14 protein-coding genes are annotated in these 21,691 nt (G+C 49.0%); 9 read left to right on the top strand and 5 right to left on the bottom strand.

Annotated features, from left to right (window positions below; all coding sequences use genetic code 11):
• Positions 1-51 precede the first annotated feature (51 nt).
• Both ACKI3C_RS00940 and ACKI3C_RS00935 read left to right on the top strand, forming a co-directional pair.
• Positions 52-1,101 (top strand): NAD-dependent epimerase/dehydratase family protein, encoded by a 1,050-nt coding sequence (locus tag ACKI3C_RS00940; protein WP_407401126.1) that lies wholly within the window; start codon positions 52-54, stop codon positions 1,099-1,101.
• Positions 1,102-1,917: 816 nt separating this feature from the next.
• Positions 1,918-2,706, top strand: coding sequence for a phosphorylcholine transferase LicD (locus ACKI3C_RS00935; RefSeq protein ID WP_407401125.1), 789 nt, complete (start codon positions 1,918-1,920; stop codon positions 2,704-2,706).
• Between the two features lie 5 nt (positions 2,707-2,711).
• Here the strand turns inward: ACKI3C_RS00935 and ACKI3C_RS00930 are convergent, their stop codons facing one another.
• The 4 genes from ACKI3C_RS00930 to ACKI3C_RS00915 form a co-directional block, all read right to left on the bottom strand.
• Positions 2,712-6,107, bottom strand: a complete 3,396-nt coding sequence (locus ACKI3C_RS00930; RefSeq protein WP_407401124.1) for an AAA family ATPase — start codon at positions 6,105-6,107, stop codon at positions 2,712-2,714.
• Between the two features lie 11 nt (positions 6,108-6,118).
• Positions 6,119-7,378: an exonuclease SbcCD subunit D gene (locus ACKI3C_RS00925; protein ID WP_407401123.1), complete on the bottom strand. Its 1,260-nt coding sequence runs from the start codon at positions 7,376-7,378 to the stop codon at positions 6,119-6,121.
• 451 nt (positions 7,379-7,829) lie between these two features.
• On the bottom strand, positions 7,830-9,587 hold the full coding sequence (locus ACKI3C_RS00920; RefSeq protein ID WP_407401122.1) for an ATP-binding protein: 1,758 nt from the start codon (positions 9,585-9,587) through the stop codon (positions 7,830-7,832).
• Between the two features lie 99 nt (positions 9,588-9,686).
• Positions 9,687-10,382: a hypothetical protein gene (locus ACKI3C_RS00915; protein WP_407401121.1), complete on the bottom strand. Its 696-nt coding sequence runs from the start codon at positions 10,380-10,382 to the stop codon at positions 9,687-9,689.
• Positions 10,383-11,168: 786 nt separating this feature from the next.
• Here ACKI3C_RS00915 and cysK point away from each other — a divergent pair.
• Both cysK and ACKI3C_RS00905 read left to right on the top strand, forming a co-directional pair.
• Positions 11,169-12,074, top strand: coding sequence for a cysteine synthase A (gene cysK, locus ACKI3C_RS00910; RefSeq protein WP_407401120.1), 906 nt, complete (start codon positions 11,169-11,171; stop codon positions 12,072-12,074).
• A gap of 54 nt (positions 12,075-12,128) precedes the next feature.
• Complete coding sequence (locus ACKI3C_RS00905) at positions 12,129-12,854, top strand: serine acetyltransferase (protein ID WP_407401119.1); 726 nt, start codon at positions 12,129-12,131, stop codon at positions 12,852-12,854.
• A gap of 539 nt (positions 12,855-13,393) precedes the next feature.
• Here ACKI3C_RS00905 and pepT read toward each other — a convergent pair.
• Positions 13,394-14,608, bottom strand: coding sequence for a peptidase T (gene pepT, locus ACKI3C_RS00900; RefSeq protein ID WP_407401118.1), 1,215 nt, complete (start codon positions 14,606-14,608; stop codon positions 13,394-13,396).
• Positions 14,609-14,830: 222 nt separating this feature from the next.
• On the opposite strand from pepT, the gene ACKI3C_RS00895 reads away from it, so the two are divergent.
• From ACKI3C_RS00895 to ACKI3C_RS00875, 5 genes are all read left to right on the top strand, one after another.
• Positions 14,831-16,876, top strand: a complete 2,046-nt coding sequence (locus tag ACKI3C_RS00895; RefSeq protein WP_407401117.1) for an OmpA family protein — start codon at positions 14,831-14,833, stop codon at positions 16,874-16,876.
• A 73-nt stretch (positions 16,877-16,949) separates the two neighbouring features.
• Positions 16,950-17,963, top strand: a complete 1,014-nt coding sequence (locus tag ACKI3C_RS00890) for a DNA adenine methylase (RefSeq protein WP_321625237.1) — start codon at positions 16,950-16,952, stop codon at positions 17,961-17,963.
• Between the two features lies 1 nt (position 17,964).
• Positions 17,965-18,798, top strand: a complete 834-nt coding sequence (locus ACKI3C_RS00885) for a DNA adenine methylase (protein WP_407401116.1) — start codon at positions 17,965-17,967, stop codon at positions 18,796-18,798.
• Between the two features lie 3 nt (positions 18,799-18,801).
• A complete protein-coding gene (locus ACKI3C_RS00880; RefSeq protein WP_407401115.1) occupies positions 18,802-20,589 on the top strand; it encodes a restriction endonuclease FokI C-terminal domain-containing protein in 1,788 nt (595 codons plus the stop codon).
• A 39-nt stretch (positions 20,590-20,628) separates the two neighbouring features.
• Positions 20,629-21,558 (top strand): DNA-methyltransferase, encoded by a 930-nt coding sequence (locus ACKI3C_RS00875; RefSeq protein WP_407401114.1) that lies wholly within the window; start codon positions 20,629-20,631, stop codon positions 21,556-21,558.
• Positions 21,559-21,691: the final 133 nt, after the last annotated feature.

Raw genomic sequence — 21,691 nt, 5'->3', positions numbered from 1 at the left:
TATTACCGTTAACAACATTAATAACGACAGTAACGACACCTCTCGAAACTAATGTATCACAACAATATAGTACAGCATGACCTTGCGGTCATTGCCCGGGAACAGCTCGACTGGCAGCGCTTTCACGGAAAGACGGTGCTCATCACCGGGGCTTACTCCATGCTGGGCACTTATTTAGCTTTGTTCCTAATATACCTTAACCGTGAGCATGGCATCAAAGTGAGCCTCAAGCTGCTTGGACGCAACATGCAACGCATGCAACACTTGTTTGGCAAACTGCTTGATAGCGGTGAATTCTTGTGTCAAGATGTGACTGCGCCTATCAATACTGACGAAGCCGACTTCATTTTCCATTTTGCAGGAAATTGTAGCCCTCATTACATCAAGACCGACCCGGTGGGCATCATGAGGTGTAATCTCATGGGCACTTTCAGCGTGATGGAACTTGCCCGCCGCTGCAAGTCGGAGCGTGTCATTCTCGCCTCCACGCGCGAGGTTTATGGCGACATGAATGTCGTCACCGGCGACCACAACTGCGTGAGCGAGCACGAGATGGGGGTACTCGACCCCATGGACGACCGGTCCTGCTACCCCGAGGGCAAACGCGCCGAGGAAACCATTGCCCGCAGCTACTACTTGCAGCATGGCGTGTCATTTAACAGCGTGCGGCTAGCCCATGTCTTTGGCCCTGGCATGAAGACCGAGGGCGACGGACGCGTGATGAGCGACTTCATTGCCGACGCCATAGCCGGCCGCGACATCGTGCTCACAAGCGACGGCACTGCGGTGAGAGCATTCTGCTACATCTCCGACGCTATCAGCGGCATGATGCATGTGGCACTGAAAGGGTCACCAGGCGAGGCCTATAACCTCTCGAACGAATGTGAGCCTTCACCCATCGGCGACGTGGCACAGATCGTGTGTGAGACCAGCAGCCACGACATCAAGGTAGTGAAACATGCAGCCCCATCTAGCAACACTGGCTACTGCAATTACCAGCGCACCGCACTCAACAACGCTAAGATTCAGCAACTGGGCTTCACTCCCCGCGTTACCCTCACCGAAGGCATCGCCCGTACTTTACACTTTTTTGAGCAGTAGTAAGCACAGATTATTAGTGTACGGTAAAAGAAAAGAAAATTTTTTATCTTTGACATTCTGCTTCACTTAGAGTAACTATTCAGCAATGGAACTCCCCGCGCGGATCTCACTGAACTCACTGATTTTTTCATTGAAAATTATTGTTGTCCGGTAAAAAAAGAAAATATTTTTATTCTGATTTTTATGCTTCGCTTTGAAAATAGCTTGCTCTGCAAGCAAAATGGAATTACATCACAGATAGTGTCTTGACGACAGAGTCGTCACATTGCATCGTAACCGATGGCCGCAGGCCGTCGGAAAGGAATACGCCCCCCCCAAAAAAACGACCTCGAAGGGGTCGCACTGTGCGAATCTTGCACGTATCAAGGTTGCGGTCTTCAACCGCAGTATAGTGTATCGCGTTTACCCCGCCCTGCCTTCGCTTGCGCTCAGTTAGGACAGGGTTATGTGCAGAACTGCGTTCTGCGTGTCGGCTTCCAGCCTCTCATTACAAAATCATGTGAGATCTGCGCGGGGAATCTGCAAAAAAATCTATTGTAGTATAGTTACAACAGATTGCTCTGATTTAACTGAATAAGAAATTATTCTAATTATTTTAATTTCTTTCAGTTATTATTAAATCAGTGTTATCAGCGAGATCTGCGCGGGGATATTACCCAAAATACCATTGCTGAATAGTAACTCGCTTAGAAAACGGCTTGCTCCGCAAGCAAAATGGAAATACCTGATAGATAAAGTAATATTATTTACGGAGTCCACCATTTTCCAGGCGCTAGCCATAAAAAATTAAAATCATTTTCTTTATTTCATATAATCATGAATAAACGGCCTGTTACTCTTGAGGAGATGCACGAGTTGCAACTCGGCATGATGGACAGCATCCATGACTATTGCACGCGTCATGGGTTGCGTTACTCGCTGGGCGGAGGCACGCTGCTGGGTGCCATTCGCCACAAGGGATTTATCCCGTGGGACGACGACATCGACATCATGATGCCACGGCCCGACTACGACAAGTTTATTGCCGGCTTTGAGGGCAACTATGAGCACTATAAGCTGCAACACATGGGAAACACCAGAGGGTATCATCTGCTCTTTGCAAAGATTTTTGACGATCGCACAGTGCTCACTGAACCTGGTCTAAACAACGGTGTATATATTGATATCTTTGCGATAGACGGTTTACCCTCATGGGAACAACTGCCTGAGTACTATCAACTGTATAAAAAATACAAGTACGTGGTGAGGATGACTCGATACCCGTGGTCTAGTCTCAACTATAAAGAACAAGCCTACATCATCTTACACTTCTATCGATTTATTGTGCCCCGCTGCATACGATTGCGCCAACTTAACACATTGCTGCGCAGCCATGACTTTGACACCGCGCAGGTGGCAGGATGCATCACCGGCACTTATGGCGAAAAAGAGTTTATGGACGCCGATGTGTTCAGGGACTACATCGACGTGCAGTTTGAAAACCGCACCTATCGCGCCATAGCAGCCTACGATGCCTACCTCACCAAGCACTATGGTGACTACATGCAACTCCCGCCCGAGGACAAGCGCAATAGCCACCACGAGTTTGAATGCTGGTGGAAATAAGACGGTTACATCGGATAGACCTCGATGTGGCTGCTACCCGAATTACCATTCTTGATGATGCGTATCTGAGTGGTGATGCGCTCGCTCATCGTGTCGGTGTGCGATATCACGCCCACCTTCTTGCCTTGCGAGGTCTGCAACATTGCCAGCGAGTCGATCACGGTGGCAAGGGTGTCAGGGTCAAGCGTGCCAAATCCCTCGTCGATAAACAGGTTCTCAAACGAGATGTTGCGAGATGAGAGTGATGAAAGGCCCAGTGCAAGTCCCAGCGACACGATGAATGTCTCGCCGCCCGAGAGCGATGTGGTGTCGCGCACGTCGTCGGCACGGTCGTGGTCTATCACGCGTATTCCCAGTGAGTTCTTCACTTGCTGCAATTCATAGCGGTTGTTGAACTTGCGTATCTCGTCGTTGGCATGCTCGATGAGGAAACGCAGCGTGTAGCACTGTGCAATCTTGCGCAGAGTCTTGCCGTCGCCGCCTATCGCCTTGGTGATTTCGGTCCAGTCGCTCTTATCTTGTTCGGCGCGGCTCAGTTCGTCGGCCTTTGCACCCATCTGTGACACCGCGTTATCGTGGTTCGTGAGTTTTGCCTTGGCTGCGACAAGTTGTTGATGCTGGGAGTCGTCACAGAGCTTTACATGCTCAACCTCTAACTCGTCGATCGTCTTCGACGGTTTTTTCTCTTGATGCTTGGTCAGCACTTCCTCGGCTTGTTTTCTCAATGTTGTGGCCGAGTTGAGCTTTTGCTCCTTGTCTTTCTTGCTAGCACGCACAGCCTCCCAGTCGCAGGTGTCGGTGAGCATAGCATTCACGTCTTCCACCGAGAGCCGTGCGTTGCTCGACGAGTTGTATTTACCTATCCACTCGTTAAGTTCCTTGACCTTTTCCTCACGGGCGGCAGCATCCTCTTGCTGCTGGTGCTGCTTGGCTGCCAGATTTCCTTGCAGTTCGCCCAATCGGGTCTTCAACTGGGTGATTTCTTCGACCTTGGCATCCACGGCATTGTCGGCAGCAGCTTTGTCGTCCTGAAGGCGTCTCTCCTCGCTTTCGGGGCTTTTTCCTCCTAGTTCGGCTTCAAAACTGGCAACGAGTTTTTTCTCGTGTTCCAAAGCATCCTCACGCGCGTCGTTGGCCTGATTGAACACATTGGTCTTGCCAGCAAGCACCTCGTCAAGTTTGGGTTTGAGTGCATTGAATCCTGCCAGTGCGGTCTCGGCACTAGTCACCGCGCCCCTTGCCTTCTCCATGAGAGTGCTTGCAGTGGACTCATAGAGGTTTTTGTCGCGTGTAGCAGAATCTCTGCGGCCTTGCAGTGTTTCTATGTTCCGGCTCGCTTGGTTAAACTGGGCGAGCGCCGCTTCGCTTTCTTCCTTGGCGCTCTCGCATGCGGGTTTCAAAGATTGGAGCGACGTCTTGTCCTTAATCCACTCGGAGTGGCTGGCTGCCAGCACGTTCCACTTGTTGTCCATCGCCGCCAATTCGGTTGTTGCCTTGCCGATGCTATCGGCAAGCGCTGTCAACTCACCATCGTTCTGGTGCAACTTGCCCGAACATTCTTTCTCTTCCTGCTGCATCCGGGTCAGCTGGTCGTTCTTATTGTCAAGCATAGTCTTCAGTGCACTTGCAGCCTCCTCACATTGCTCTGCGCTGGCTACATAAGGATGATGCTTGCTGCCGCACAACGGGCAGGGTTGCTCGTCCCGGAGTTGCTGGCGATGCTTCGTCCATTGCTCGCTGGTGGTGAGGGTATAGACCCTCATCAAATCCTCAACATCTTTCTTCAGGCTATCCACGTCGAGATGTTTCAGCCTATCCTTCAATTCATTGTTTTCCTTGTTCAGCACGTCTTGGCGCGAGCGTTTTGAGGCCAACTCATTTGATATGTCGCCTATACGCTCGACCACCTCAATCGCCTCGGCGAGGTGGGCATAGTTTGTCGCAGCAAGGTCCTTGTCGGCCTGCAGTTTATCGGCATTGACGCCCTCAATTTTCTTCTTCTCGGCTTCAAGCAGGGCAAGCGCGTTTTCCTCGGCCTGCGCCAGTTTAGTCTTCTTGACGGAGATTTCGGCGGTGAGGTTTTCCAGCGCCGTCAGGGCTTTGTTCCTTTGCTCCTCGCCGGCACTGATGTTTTTCAGGTTCTCATCTACGGCCTTTTGCGCATCGTTCTTTTCTTTCTGTGCGATGCCGTAAGCTTTGATTTTGTCCTGCACATCTTGACGTGCAGGTTCCATGAGTGCACGTATCTCGCGTGCCTTCGCGATGTGAGGTGTCAGCCTATCCATCTCGGCCTTGACACCAGCAACCTTGTCCACAAGGTGTTTTCTCGCCTCATCTTGCTCATTGATACCCTTTTCCCTCTTTTCAATGTCTTGCGTCAGGTCCCTGATGGCCTTGTCGGCATCGGCGACGGCTTTTTCTAGGCGCACCGCTTCGCGCTGGATGTCAACGGCTGGCAAGATTGCATCGTGCAGCGACAGCCGCTCTACTGCCGTCTTGATGCTGTCAAGCCCTTCCTGGGCTTCCTTTTCTTCGCCGATGAGTTTCTCAACCTGACCCAGGAAGGCATTATTGTCGGTAAACCATTTCAAGTCTTCTTCGACCTTCTTCACCTGCTCGTTCCGTTGCTTTTCCAGCGCTTCGAGTCGGGCGATCTCCTCGTTGAGGGCTTCGAGATCACTTGCCTCGAGTACATTTTGCCTGAAAGCGTTCACGCTGGCATTGATGTTGTTATAGATATCGTCGGCAGCGTCTTTCCTCGCCTTGATTTCGGCAGCGATGCGGGTGTAGGTTTCCTCGCAGCCAATGAGTTTCTCAAGCAATTCGTAACGCTCGTTCTCCTTGGCAGTAAGGAAGTTGGCAAACGAGCCTTGCGCAATGAGCACGGTGCGCAGGAACTGCTCGTAGTCAAGGCCTATGATAGACGGGAGCTCGCTCCATTCACGCATCTCCTCCACGGGTTGGCCGTCCTTCGTTGAGAGAAGGAACAGATTGGTGATGGGCTCCGTGAATTTCTTGATGTTGATGTGCACATGCCACTCGGCACGGTAAACATTGCCGTTATTGGCAAGGAATGTGAGTTTGCTGTAACCGTCCTTCTTGCCTTGTGTCAATATGTTTCGTCCGTCGGTGGGAGCAATGCGGTTTTTCTCGTCACTGTCGGCCTGGCCATATATTTCTATGGTCTGGTTGCGGTCGCCTTTCTTGCGCGGGTAACGCGGCGCGCGGTTGTACAGGGCAAGGCAGATGGCATCGAGCAACGTCGATTTGCCGCTGCCCGTGGGCCCCACGATGCTGAAGATAGAGGTTTCGCCCAGGGCGCCTTCTTCAAAGTTTATCACCTCGCCGTCTTTATTGTCGAGCGATGCAAGATTAAGTATCTCGAGTTTGATGAGTTTCATAGTAGTGGAGATTAGTCGTTAATGCTGCTTAATAATTCCTTCAATAATGATTCCTGTCGCTCGTTCATCTCTCGCTTGTGCTCGGCCACAAATGTCTCTTTGAGCGTTTCAAGCGGGTCGCGGTCGATGATGTCGTCGATGCTGGTGATGTGGCGGTTGCCCACCACAGTGGTGAGGTCTATGTTGCCCACCACCTTCTGTATCTTGCACAGCACGGCGTTCTTGCGCCCCATCAGGTCTTCCAGGGCTTTGATCTCGTCGTTCTTCACCTTGTCGAGTTTCACCTTGAGCACCACATACTTGAAGTCATCGCCCAGCACTCCATCCACACGCTCGGCGAGCGACTCGTTGATGAGTTTTGCGAGTTTCTTGGGCGTGAGTTCCTCGTCGCCCTCGGGCAGCACGCACAACGCATGCTGCGGGGTGTATTCGAGGAAATCCACGTTGATGGTCTTGCCTCCGGGTGTCATCGTGACGAGGTCCACACCATGCACATAGTCTTTCTCGGCAAACGACATGGGCAGGATGCTGCCGGTGTAACGTGCCCATGTTGTGTCCCAGATGTGCTGGCGCTTGTGTATGTGGCCGCAGGTCAGATAGTCGGGGTGGTGGTCCCATCCCTCCATGTTCACCTCTTCCTGTCCGCCGATGACGATTTTCTCGCTTGCGTCGCTATGAGCGATGTCGGCCCCTTTGGCATACATGTGAGCCATCATCACCTGCTTGTGGCTGGGATATAGTTCACGCGCTCTCGCCATGAGTGAACGCATGAAGTCATTCACGCCCTCCGAGTAACTGCCGCCGCGCACCACATCGTTGCGCAGGTAAGGGACGGCAAGAACGACCACCTGGCAGCCGTCGGAACTCTGCATGGGAATGATGAGGTCGTCATAGTTCACGGTCCAGCACCCGCCGTCGTCGGTCACCACCCACTCGCGATGCACTGTGCCGCGTATTTCTACCTTGTGGCGTGACAGCAATGCGCGCGGAGCCTCAAGCCGATTGGCCGAGTCGTGGTTGCCAGCGGTGATCACCACCTGCATGGCAGGGCATGCCCGGGTGGCATCGGCAAGGAACTCATAGTAGGCCGATTGTGCCGCAGCACTCGGGTTGCCGTTGTCAAAGACATCGCCTGCCACAAGCAAGGCATCGGGTTGATGCTCCTCAATGCGCTGCAACAGCCATGATAAGAAATGCTTATGTTCGGCCAGACGATCGTTTCCGTGAAACAGATTGCCCAAGTGCCAGTCGCTAGTTGAAATGATCTTCATGTATTTCTATCTGTTTTTTTAGTTATGCTAATCAAGGATATAACTTCACTGCAAATTATTGTTGTCCGGTAAAAAAAGAAAATATTTTTATCATGATTTTTATGCTTCGCCTTGAAAATAGCTTGCTCTGCAAGCAAAATGGAATTACCTCATAGATAGAGTATTATCATTTTAAGGACAGAGTCCTCCATTTTAAGGGAGGTTCGCTGGTCGCGGCACAGGCTTTGCCCACTTACCGCTGCTCACTCCCTTGAGCATGGTTCTAAGCGTAAACCATATAAACTAAAAAAATCATTTTCTTTTTTTGTTCTATACCAAGCCCCGGTTATACCAAAGTGTTGTAACTGACAGTGTTAGGAGAAGTTAGTACAACTCTCGCAACTTTAACCGGACAGCAATAACTACAAATATACAATATTTTTGTGTGATTACAACTATCTGCGCAGGTAAATCACACTGCAAACCCCACATGCTGGCGATGTACCGCCTGCCGCGAGTCGATCAGCTCGCTGTCGCACATCGATTCAATGTCCTTGAGTCCGGCAAACTCACCGGTGAGCACATAGTCGATAGCGCGCTTGCGGGCGATGTTCTCAATCTGACCGCCCGAGAAGTCATACTTCGACGCGAGCTCATAGGCATCGCTGTCGCTGATGTTCTTGAGCATCGAGCTCCATATCTTGGCCTTCACGTCGGTCTCGGGCTTATTGAACTCCACCTTGAACAAGAAGCGGCGCTCAAATGCCGAGTCCATGTTGGCAGTGAGGTTAGTTGTGGCAATCAAGATGCCGTCGAGTGTCTCAAGCTCCTGCAAGATGATGTTCTGCATAGCATTGTTCATCTTATCGACCGATTGAGAGGCATTGGCCGAACGCTTGTTGATGATGGCATCGGCCTCGTTGAAGAAGAGGATGGGCATCACCGGCGCCGTCTTGCACAGATTGCGGTAAGAGGCAAACACCTCCTTGATGTTCTTCTCGCTCTCGCCCACAAACTTATCGCGCAATCCGGCGATCTCCACCTGCATCACGTCACGTCCAGTGGCGCGAGCAAGCTGCAACACAGTCTCGGTCTTGCCTGTGCCTGGGCCACCGTAGAACAAGCATGCCACCCCCTTGCGCATGCCTTGCTCCTGCAGGCGTTTCTGGATGGCGGGGAGGTTGTCCTCGCTCAACATACTCATGATGCGCTCCACCTGCTTCTGCTCGCTGGCGTTGTAGTACAGCGTCTTGGGCGTGATGCTCGTGTGGCTGGCGAGGAGACGGTTGTTGCTGCTGCCCATGGGCACCATCGAGCGGCTGGGAGTGGTCGATGAGAGGAACTCGCTCTTGGCCTTGCTGGTGATCCTGAACTTGGAGTTGTTGACCACGCCGTCCTCACACGCCCACTCGAGATAGCCGTCACGCATGAGCACATGCTCGCCATGCGTGAGATCATATCTCATGCCGTCGCACTCATAGTCGTCGGGGAAAATGGAGAGAGAGTTCATCGACACGCCTTCCTGGTCGTTGCCAGCCCACTGGAGATGGTCAAAGATAATGGCAAGCATGAGCGAGAGCACATGGATGTCGCGGTAACGCAGCAGACGCTTGCACACGGGCAGATTGGGGTTGGCCTTGCACATCATCACCAGCCACTCCTCGGTGTCGGCAAAGGCAACGTTGCGGTCATGCAGGTCACGGGAGAGCCTACCCTCAATGCGGTCCATAAACTGCTGCTCCGACAGGTCCTCAATCTTCTCGGGGACAAACACTTTGTTCTTGCGCAGTGCACTCACCACACCTTGGGCAAGGTCAAATCCCTCGTAGGTAACGCCACACTCTTGAGAGCCACGACGCACAACCCAACGCTTAGCCACCAGGTCGTCGAGGTCGTCAGTGTAAGTCATCATCGACATGCGAGAGCAGTCGAGGAAACGGCCAAACTTGCGCCAAGACAGAGGCTCGGCTCTCTCGACAAGGATGGCGAGAAACACAACCTGAATCTTGTTCAACTTGAGGCGACGAGTGAGATACTTGAGCGGCTTCTCGTTCTCCTTCCAGAATACCTCGCTCAATTGAGAGTCGCAAGCGTTCTCGAGCACCCAGTCAAGGGCTGTGATAATGGTCCACTTGGTGGGCATGGACTTGGTGATCTCTACGGGATCTTCTACGCAACTTTGACCGCTAGTCATTGATTTTCTCTTGGGGGTGATGTGTTTTTTGCTCATAATATCTATTGTCTTTTAATGTTTTACTCTTGTTTTCGTGTGCAAAGGTATATTATAAAAATGAGTTGGAGAAAACAACTATACGTATAAAAAAATATATCACGCAGCACATGTCAAGTTGTGCTGTCCGACCACGCGAAGCAACTCCTCGGGAACGATGATGTTCTGCGCATCGATGCCCACCTTATAGTATGCGCCACACTTGCCGTTCACCTTTACCAGTTCGCACAACTCGGCCACGTGCTGCGGCAATTCAGCCTTAAGCATCGCATTGCAGTTACACTTGCCCTGGCTCAAGTTGTGTCCATCGCCCTTCTGCAGTTGGGCGAACCACTTCTCAAAACGCATGCCGGCATAGGGGAACATGAAGTTATACACCCCCTTGAACCAAGCCGCCGCAGGAGCCTCGACACCCTTGAGCATCTCGCCGCGGTAGAGACGCTGCCCCGCCTTGTGGCGCAACAACGTGCACACGAAGATCATCGTGGCATGGGTGCTGCGCAAGTATATCGACGTCGTTCTGCCACCTACCGTCAGTTCTACGCCATACTTCATCTTCGTCCCGCGCGCGCACTTCGACGGCACTGGCACCTTCTTGATTTCAAGGGTGATACTGCGGCATGAGGCACGCTTGTCGTCGGCAGTGTCCACCCCCATGCACTGCTGCAAGCGAGCCAGCGCCATGAGGCATTTCTCGTTGCCGATGTGCTCCTTGAGCAGAGCAAAATCGGCTGCTATTTCCTGTGTTCCGTAAAACTCCGTGATAAAACCCTTATTTGTGTAGATGTCTAACATGATCTATTAGTTTTTTTAATTATTATCCTAGCTATAAAGTCTGAAAGTCAGCAAGATAAAGCCTCAGGAGCCATCAGTAGAATCTGCTCAAAAAACTCCGTAAGGAACAACACTGCCCTGGATGAGAGGGCAAGCACAACGATAAAAAAAAAAACGGTTCAGGTAAAAACCATTACCTAGTCCAATTCATAATTATATATGGGGGGGAATTCAAGAAATTTTGTTTTTCATAGTACAAAAGTACAAAAAAAACATGAAATAACCAAGTTTTTCAGGCACAAAATTCAATCACATGTGTATTTTTAACACATGTTTACACACCCGCCTTGAAATGGGGGCTATACAGCAATGTTTTTTGCAGAGTCCACCCCGCGCGGATCTCAATGATCTCACGGATTTTTTCGCTTCTTGGCAACAGTCGTCACATTGCATCGTAACCGATGGTCGTCAGAACAAAGGGGCATATAGCAACCAGCCTCGAAGGGGTCGCGACAGGATAAGAAAAATCAAAAAAATACAAAAATTCTTGCTCAAACCAAAAATAGTGTATAACTTTGCAGCGATGAAAAATTTTAACGCCACATATTGTTGTTGTTGCACCACTGATATTCACTGGTGTGATTCTATTGTGCGATAAAACAACTCATCATTAGTAAAGTTAGTTTTTTGAATAAATATACACAATGTCTGCCAGTGATTTTCAGCGGCGGACATTGTTGTTATGTTGAAAAGTTTTTTCACCATGTTCGCTCTTGCAAAGTCACTGGCGCAAAAACAAAATTTATTATGATTTACAAAAGTATGGCTGACCTTATCGGTCGCACCCCTTTAGTTGAGATTACAGGAATCGACGGCATGCAGGCACGTCTGGTAGTAAAGGTAGAGGCATTCAATCCTGGCGGCAGCGTCAAGGACCGCGTGGCATTGTCGATGATCGAAGATGCCGAGTCGCGCGGCGTGCTCACCCCCGGCGCCACCATCATTGAACCCACAAGCGGCAACACCGGCGTGGGACTGGCATGGATAGGCGCTGTGAAGGGCTACAAGGTGATCCTCACCATGCCCGACACCATGAGCGTGGAGCGTCGCAATTTGCTCAAGGCCTATGGCGCGCAGCTCGAACTCACTCCTGGCGCACAAGGCATGAAGGGTGCTATTGCACGTGCCGAGGAGTTGCGCGACAGCATCGAGGGTGCTGTCATCCTGGGGCAGTTTGTCAATCCCGCCAATCCCGCCGCGCATGAGCGTACCACTGCCCAAGAAATATGGAACGAGACCGAAGGTCAGGTGGACATCTTCGTGTCGGCAGCAGGCACAGGCGGCACAGTGACTGGCACAGGACGTGCCCTCAAGCAGCACAACCCCGCCGTCAAGGTAGTGGCTGTAGAGCCCGCATCGTCACCCGTGTTGAGTGGCGGCAAGCCTGGCCCCCACAAGATCCAAGGCATCGGCGCGGGATTCGTCCCCGCAGTCTATGACGCGGCGGTGATCGACGAGGTCATGACCGTGGAGAACGAAGCAGCATTTGACGCGGCCCGCACACTCTCACGCCAGCACGGCTTGCTCGTGGGCATCTCAAGCGGTGCCGCATTCAGCGCAGCCCTTGAACTCGCACGCCGCAACGAGAACCGTGGCAAGACCATCGTAGCCATCCTCCCCGACACCGGCGAACGTTACCTGAGCGTATTTTAATATTTAAGAACGCTACGCGAGGCGTCCCTTAAAAGCGTCCTAAACAAAAAAACAATGATAACATCTGTTCCGCAACATAAAGAGTTGAAGAAATTGATTGAGACGGTGCGCTCGATCGTGTTTCCCGAGTTTTTCCCGAGAACTGAACCGCTGGAACTGCAATTGCAGACGGTACTCACCTACCAGTTGTCAACAGTGCTCGACGACAATGCACACGCAAGGAAAATCGCCAGCGATTTTCTCGACGCGATGCCCGAGATCTCTCGCCTGCTGCACACCGACGTTGATGCTGTGCTGGCCAATGACCCAGCGGTGGAAAGCCGTGCTGAGGTGGTGTACTGCTACCCGCTGGCATGGGTGATGCTTCACTACCGCGTGGCACACCAGCTGCTGCTCATGGGGGTGCCACTGCTGCCGCGCATGCTCACCGAGATGGCGCATAGCGACACGGGGATTGACATACATCCCGCCGCAACCATAGGCGACCACTTCTGCATCGACCACGGCACAGGTGTTGTCATCGGAGCGACATCGATAATCGGCAGCAACGTCATCATTTACCAGGGCGTGACACTGGGTGCAAAGAATTTCCAACGCGACAGCGACGGCCGCCCCGTGGACGCTCCGCGACACCCCATTATCGAGGACAACGTCACCATCTACTCCAACACCTCGGTGCTGGGACGCATCACGATAGGGCATGACACCGTGGTGGGCGGCAACATCTGGCTCACTCACGACGTGCCGCCGCACTCACGCATTGTGCAGGGCAACGTGTAATCACACGAGAGGTATGGCCTCTCTTTGCCTTATGCTTTGTGCGAGAGAAAGATTTTCATATATTGCTGTCCGGTTAAAGTTGCGAGAGTCGTACTAACTTCTCCAAACACTGTCAGTTACGACACTTTGGTATAACCGGGGCTTGGTATAGAACAAAAAAAAGAAAATGAATTTTTTAGTTTATATGGCTCACGCCAAGAACCATGCTCAAGGGAGTGAGCAGCGGTAAGTGGGCAAAGCCCGTGCCGCAACCAGCGAACCTCCCTTAAAATGGAGGACTCTGTCCTCAAAATGATAATACACTATTTATGAGGTAATTCCATTTTGCTTGCAGAGCAAGCTATTTTCTAAGCGAAGCATAAAAATCATAATAAAAATATTTTCTTTTTTTACCGGACAACAATAATTTTCATAAGGTCTGGGCGGGGACTCTGCAAAATTCTATTGCTGAATAGTTACACAGCATGCGACAACAATAAAATCGCTTAACTTGGACATCGAGCCCAGGTTAAGCGATTTTTTTGTGTGCGGCTTGTCTATTATTCAGCCACTATCTTGCAAATCTCGACAATAGTCTTCATTGCTTTTTCCATCGAGGGAATGGGAACGTACTCATAACGTCCGTGCATGTTCATGCCGCCAGCGAAGATGTTGGGGCAAGGCAGACCCTTGAACGACAGCTGCGCGCCATCAGTGCCACCGCGTATGGGCTGCACCTTGACGGGAACGCCAGCGTTCTCCATAGCCTTCTTCGCCACGTCGATGATGTGCATCACGGGCTCAATCTGCTCGCGCATGTTGTAGTACTGGTCCTTGATTTCAGCCTTGGCGCAGCCAGGGAACTCGCAGTTCACCTTGTGGCACAGGTGCTCAATCTCGCGCTTGCGGCTCTCGAAGCGTGCACGGTCATGGTCGCGCAGGATGTAGGTGAGCGTGGTCTTCTCTACGCTACCTTCCATAGCGATGAGATGATAGAATCCCTCGTAGCCCTCGGTGTGCTCGGGAGTTTCCCAGCGTGGAAGCATGATGGCAAACTGGTTGGCCACACGCATTGAGTTGAGCATCTTATGTTTAGCAGCACCGGGGTGCACGTTGAGGCCGGTAAATGTAATCTTGGCGCTGGCAGCGTTGAAGTTCTCATACTCAAGCTCGCCCACAGCACCGCCGTCCATGGTGTAGGCCCAGTCGGCAGCAAACTTCTCAACGTCAAACTTGTGTGCGCCCATGCCGATTTCCTCGTCGGGGTTGAAGCCTATGCGTATGTCGCCGTGCTTCACCTCGGGGTGCTCCTGGAAGTACTCAACGGCAGCAAGAATCTCGGCGATGCCGGCCTTGTCGTCGGCTCCGAGCAGGGTTGTGCCGTCGGTGACGATGAGCTGCTGGCCCACGTAGTCGTTGAGTTCGGGGAACTGCTCGGGATCAAGCACGATGTTCTGCTCCTGGTTGAGCACGATCTTGCCGCCCTGGTAGTCAACGATGCGAGGCTTCACGTCGTGTCCGCTCATGTCGGGGGCAGTGTCCATGTGAGCGATGAAGCCCACTGTGGGCACCTTCTTGTCGGTGTTGCTGGGCAGCGTGGCAAAGAGGTAGCCGTTCTCGTCGAGCGAGATATCGCTCAAGCCCATATCGTGGAGTTCCTTCTCAAGGGCGCGGGCAAACACCATCTGGCCCGGAGTCGAAGGAGTGAGATTAGTGAGTTCGTCACTCTGGGTGTCAAACTTCACATACTGCAAGAATCTTTCGGTCAGTTTCATAATCCTTATATTAGTTTTTAAAATTATTTCAACATGCAAAGGTACTATTTTTTAACGAAAACTTAAACGCAAACGCAAAGTTTTTCTTCCTGCCGCCATAAGTTTAGATTTGCATTAATGAGCGTTGCCGGCTCGTCGCGCAGGAATTTGCTGGCTGGCGATACAATAAAAGCCGGGCTGATGCGTTATATATAGTAAAATATAAGGTCGGTTCTGCTAATTATGAGAACTATTGATTTGCTCAATCGTCTCGGCTTGATAGAACCTGCCGTAATGTGCATGTTTATGAACAGGATTTTCAACTATATTATCATATCACTGCTGGCGGCTGTGGCGCTGTCGGTGACCAGTTGCAAGAGCGCTAAAATGCGTGATGCCGACGAGGCATATGACCGCGGCGAGTATGACGCGGCAGCAACTATCTACCGCAAGGTTTACAACAAACTCACTGCCCGCGAGGACCGCTGGATGCGTGGCGAGGTGGCCTTCCAACTGGGCGAATGCTACCGTCACCTCAACCAGGCATCGCGTGCCTCGGCTGCCTATCAGAATGCCTTGCGATATGAATATGAAGATTCTATGGCCATCTTCTACCTCGCCGAGGCTTTGCACCACGAGGGAAAGTACAAGGAGGCCATCGAGCAATACAACAAGTTCCTGGAACTCGTGCCCGGCGACTGGAAGTCGCAACAGGGCATCAGAGGATGCGAACTTGCCCCCAAGTGGAAGCAAGAGGGATCGCGCTACATCGTGAAGAACGCCAAGATGTTCAACTCTCGCCGAGCCGACTTTGCCCCGATGTTCCTCGACGGAAATGCCGACCAGCTTTATTTCACATCGTCAACCGAGAAAGCCATGGGCGACACTAAAAGCGAAATCACCGGCACCAAGAAGAGCGACATCTTCTTCTCCAAGAAGGACGAGAAAGGCAAGTGGTCGCGCCCCGAGGCTGTGGAGGGAGAACTCAACACGACCGACGACGAGGGCATCACCTCGTTCAGCCCCGACGGCACCACGATGTACCTGGCCAAGGCCGTGCGCAAGAACTCTCCCAGCAGCATCGACATCTACACCTCGCAGCGCAGCGAGGCCAAGTGGAGCGCGGCACAGAAGGTGGAAATCACCGCCGACACATTGAGCGCCTATTGCGACCCGGCCGTGAGCGCCGACGGCGCATGGCTCTACTTCTCGAGCGACATGCCTGGCGGACAAGGCGGCAAGGACTTGTGGCGCATCAACCTCAAGGACAAGCACGGCACGCTGGAGAACCTGGGCGAACAAATCAACACCCCGGGCGACGAGCGTTTCCCCTACTGCCGCGACGACAGCACATTCTACTTTGCAAGCGACGGTCACCCTGGCATGGGCGGACTGGACATCTTCTGCGCCAAATTACAGCCCTCGGGAAAATGGTTCATCGAGAACATGGGTTCGCCCGTGAACTCGGCCTACGACGACTTCGGCATCACCTATGCCAAGAACCAGACCGAAGCAGGGTTCTTCTCAAGCAACCGCAACGACGGACGCGGCTACGACCACATCTACAGTTTCGAGAAACCCGACCTCAAGATATGGATCAGCGGTTATGTGCTGGACAAGGACGACGAGCCAGTGCCTAATGCCGTGATACGCATCGTGGGCAATGACGGCAGCAACCAGAAGGCAGCAGGCAAGCCCGACGGATCGTTCCGCTTCGACCTGCAGCGCGGTGTGGACTATGTGATGCTCGCCGGCGCTAAGGGCTATCTCAACGGCAAGCAGCAGTTCACAAGCGACCCCGACGAGGCCGATGCCGAGTATAACGTTGATTTCATTCTAGCAGCAACAACCAAGCCGCAGGTAATTGAGCACATCTTCTATGACTACAACAAGGCAACCTTGCGTCCCGAGAGCCAGGAAGCGCTCAACGAAATGGTGCAGGTGATGAAGGACAACCCCGACATCGTGATCGAGATGGCAGCACACACCGACCGCGTGGGCAGCGAACGCTTCAACCAGGACTTGAGCGACCGCCGCGCCAAGAGCGTAGTGGACTACTTGGTAGAGCACGGCATCGACAATTCACGCCTCAAACCCAAAGGCTACGGCAAGACCGTGCCCAAGAAGGTGACCAAGCGCATCAACAGCCAGTACCCGCAGTTTGAAGAAGGCGTGGAACTCAACGAGGAATTCATCAAGGGGCTCTCACCCGAGGACCAACAGGCAGCCGACCAAATCAACCGCCGCACCGAGTTCCAAGTCATCTCCACAAACTTCGACCGCTATTAACATCGTCGTGCTTTTATCACACATGTAACACAACCGCGAATCATGAAAAAGAAAACTAAACAACATCATTATAATGCGCTATCTAGGTAGTAAAGGCCTGATGCTTGACAACATTCAGGAGGTAATCAATGAGTGTACTCAAAACGTCCGTATAATCACGGATATATTTGCTGGTACTGGTACTGTGTCTCGGTTCTTTAAGGAACACGGTTATTCAGTACTATCAAATGATATTTTATATCTTTCCTATGTTATTAACAAAGGGGTTCTTGAGATGAATGCACCAATCTCTCACAATTTGCATGATATCATTGGTCACTTGAACCATCTATCAATAGATAATTGCCCCTGGTTTGACATTGAAAGCGCTTTTATCTATCAGAATTATTCCCCGCATGACGATTGCAAGAGAATGTACTTTCAATGCGACAACGCATTGAAGATTGATTTAGTTCGTCAAGAAATTGATAGATTGCGAAATGAGATTTCTGATTCCGAGTACTACTACTTATTGTCCCTTCTTCTAAATGCTGTACCCTATGTTTCTAACATAACAGGCACTTATGGAGCTTACCTAAAGTATTGGGACAAAAGAACATTCAACAAATTGGTTTTAAAAGAGGTTGATATTATTCCAAGTGATGTTGACTGCCACTGCTATAATCAAAATGCAAGTGAATTTGCACATCAAATAGAATGTGATTTGGTATATCTTGATCCTCCATATAACGGTAGGCAATATATGCCAAATTATCATATACTCGAAACGATAGCAAGGTATGATAACCCACCAATTAAGGGTGTAACAGGTGTTAGAATCGATCCTGATAAAATGTCTGATTTCTGCAAGAAAAGTCGTGCAGAAGTTGCATTTAGAGAATTGTTAAGCTCTTTGAAATGCAGATACCTTCTTTTGTCCTACAACAACGAAGGACTATTGAGTACAGATTTGATGTCTCAAATTGTTAAAGACTCGGGTAATGCAGCCAGTTTCAGGCTTTTTGAATACAATTATAGACGTTATAAGAATAAAATACCTAATAACACAGAAGGCTTAAAGGAACAACTTTATTTTATAGAAAAGTAACATGATAAAATCTCCACTAAATTACATCGGAGGTAAATATAAATTGTTGCCTCAAATCCTTCCACTGTTTCCTGAGCACATCAACACTTTTGTTGATTTGTTTGCAGGGGGACTTGACGTTTCTATAAATGTAAATGCAGAACATGTAATATGCAATGACATAAATTATTATGTAATAGGGCTGTTTGAGTATTTTCAACACTACACGATTGAAGAGCTGATAAAGAATATTCATGGAGTAATCAATGAATATGGATTAACAAAGCAAAACAGAGAAGGATTCAATGCTCTGCGTGAAGAGTTTAATAGAACTCGTTCTTCACTTCATTTGTTTTTGCTCGTTTGCTACGGCTTTAATCACCAATTTAGGTTTAACAGCAGTGGAGAGTTTAACAATCCATTTGGCATAAACAGAAGCTCATATAATGCAAATACCGAAAGGAATCTCAGGCAACTACATGAGGCTATTCAGGGCTTTGAGTATCATATTAGCAATTTCAGACAATTTGATTTAGGATTCATGGTTCCTGGTGATTTCCTTTATGCAGATCCTCCTTATTTAATCTCTTGTGGCTCATACAATGATGGCAAAAGAGGCTTCGAGGGATGGAGTCCAAATGATGATTTAGCGTTGTTTGAAAAACTGGACAAACTAAATCAACGGGGAATCAGTTTTGCCTTGTCCAATGTAACCAGACATAAAGGTAAGGCAAACGAACCTCTTATTGCATGGGCTAACAACTACAATATTCATTATCTAAACGCAGATTATTCGAATTCAAACTATCAAGCAACAGAAAGTAAGACAATTGAAGTTTTGATAACAAATTATTAAAATATGGCAAATAGAACCTTTGGTTGGATTCAAAATCCTTCTTCCACTGACACATTAAGGGACATCCTTGGACTATTTGTTCCAGGATCCGAATTTCATACCTATATGGTAAACGAAAGATTGCCATTATTGGCAAGTGCTGGACTGTTCAAGACTCCAAGTCTTTACATGGAGTTCCAGAAAATCTTGAGAACAAACAAGCCTATTGCATTTGACATCCTAAAGGGACAAGGTGCAGGTAGAGAGAGACGCGCAAAAGCGAAATGTTCTGGTCTCGCTCAGGCTGCAATAACAGGTCAACAATTTAAGGAGTATATTGTTGATGGCAGAAAAATTCGTATTAAGAAGCCATATACTGATGATTGGTCAGCAGATGGTTTCCTTAGGTGGGCTGTCTCGTTGGGGTTTCTTGATTACAATTATGCTGATGACACATGTAGAATAACGGAATCTGGAGTTGCTCTTGTAATGGCCAAGACAACAAAAGATAAAAACTCAATTCTTGGTCAAGCATATTTATCTTATCCTCCTGTTTGCCGTGTATTAGGGCTCTTGGCATCAAAAGGTCACATGACAAAATTCGAGATTGGCTCTCAACTTGGTTTTACTGACGAAGCAGGATTCACTTCATTTCCTCAGAACATTTGGGTTCAAGCATATGAAGAATCTACAGATGATAATGAGAAGAAAACATTACGCTCAGACACAGAGGGTTCGTCTGATAAATACGCACGTATGATTTGTGGTTGGTTAGAAGCTATAGGTTGGGTCAACAAGAGACCTAAGACTGTAAGAGAAACCTTTGGCTCTAAAACTTACACATGCGTTATTGCCTCTGCTTTTGATATAACAAGTACTGGTATAATCAACTATAACAAAGCCTTAGGCAAATCAAACAGCCCCAGAGTTCCCAAATTCGTATATAGAGAAATGCTTGCAAGCAAAGCTTCAGACGCTAACTATTTAAGAATGCGTCGTTCTCTTATCTTAGCGTATCTTAGCAACCATACACCAAGAAGTGTCGATGAGATTAGGGCTTTCCTTGTGTCAAAAAATATTGAAGAAAAGTGGACAACTATCAAGGATGATATGTCAGGATTAATCAATATTGGTATGGATATAGAGCATGATGGCAAGTGCTATAAACTCAATGACAAAATTGAGAAGTTGATTCCATATCAAGAAAAGATTGCCAAAGATATTACTGATGCTGTTATTGCTAAGGACAGAGCACGACTAAGATTACAACATATTGACCATAAATATCTTACACTTATAGACTATGCTTTCTCTGGCAAAAATAAATGCACAGACTTTGAGGTCTATACAATAGACTTGCTTGTAAATGAATTAGCATTTAATGGTATTCACCTTGGAGGAACCAGAAAACCTGATGGTATATTTTATCATGGCAACAACGGAGTTATTATTGACAATAAAGCCTACTCAAAAGGCTTTACAATCACAAGAGGCATGGCAGATGAAATGACAAGATATGTTCAAGAAAACAACGATAGAAACCCAGAACGTAATCCAAACCAATGGTGGCTTAACTTTGGCGACGATGTTAATCATTTCAATTTCGTTTTCATTTCTTCTCTTTTCAAAGGAGAAATTAAGCACATGCTGAATAACATAAAGCAAAGTACTGGTATTGATGGTTGTGTGCTTACAGCTGAAAATCTACTGTATTATGCAGATGCCATAAAGGGCGGCGATATGCAAAAATCCGTATTTATGAGCCAGCTTGGAGCTGGACAAGAAATTGTATGCCCCAACTATCGACTATAATCCCTGATGAACAAGTTTAGTCTTATACAAGGTGATTGTATGACCGAAATACCTCGGATCGTAGGTCCTGTTGATATGATTTTTGCGGATCCTCCATATTTCCTCTCAACAGGAAATGGAACCGTAAAAATCGGCAACCGGTATCACAGTTTTGACAAAGGGGATTGGGATCGAGTGCGATCAAAAGAAGAAATCTATGAGTTCAACTATAAATGGCTCTCTCTTTGTCGAGAGAAGCTTAAAGACTCTGGAACAATCTGGGTATGTGGAACATACCATAATATATACGAAGTCGCCAACTGTATGAAGGATTTAGGCTATAAGATTCTAAACATGATAGTTTGGCAAAAGACTGATCCTCCCAAAACACTAACCAACCAAAGATTCAATTTCTCTGCCGAGTATATAATTTGGGCAAGGAAATGTGAAAATGTCAGTCATTACTTCAACTATGAATTGATGGAGGCAATGAATAATGGTGTTCACATGCCTGACGTGTGGAAATTGCCTGCTCCTGGCACTTGGGAAAAGACTTGCGGTAAGCACCCTACTCAAAAGCCACTCCGTCTATTATACAGAATAATTCTGTCTTCAACACGTAAAGGGGAAACTATTCTTGACCCATTTGCAGGAAGCTGCACAACAGGCATTGCAGCAAATCTCCTAAACCGTAATTTTATTGGCATAGAACAAGATGAGAAATTTATTGCTCTTGCAAATAAACGAAGAATAGAATTAGAGAACGAAGATAGGGCAAACCAGCTATACGAACGAATGTCTGAGAATCCCGAAGAAGTACAGGTTCTTGTAAATCATGTCAGGTCAACCCTCCAACCTATAATGAAAGAAAAGGGAATAACCTATATGCGTGCAGGTGAGTCTAAGGGCTCTATACTCGTAACACCAGGCTTTGAAAGAATGGGATATGTTCTGCTTCACACTAATGGAGAAAACTGCCATCTTCCTTAATTCCGCAGCACTTTTGTTAACAATTTTTATAATATCCTGAGCAACAAAAAGTTGCCCAGGATTTGGTCATGTCGGTGATTTCACTTAATTTAGTGCGGCAAATAAAACCAAACGAACCACCAACACGACATCG

This window comes from Sodaliphilus sp. (assembly GCF_045598405.1).
GTDB lineage: Bacteria > Bacteroidota > Bacteroidia > Bacteroidales > Muribaculaceae > Sodaliphilus > Sodaliphilus limicaballi.
Note: the sequence above shows the minus strand (reverse complement) of the source record. Positions and strands in the feature narration are given on the sequence as shown.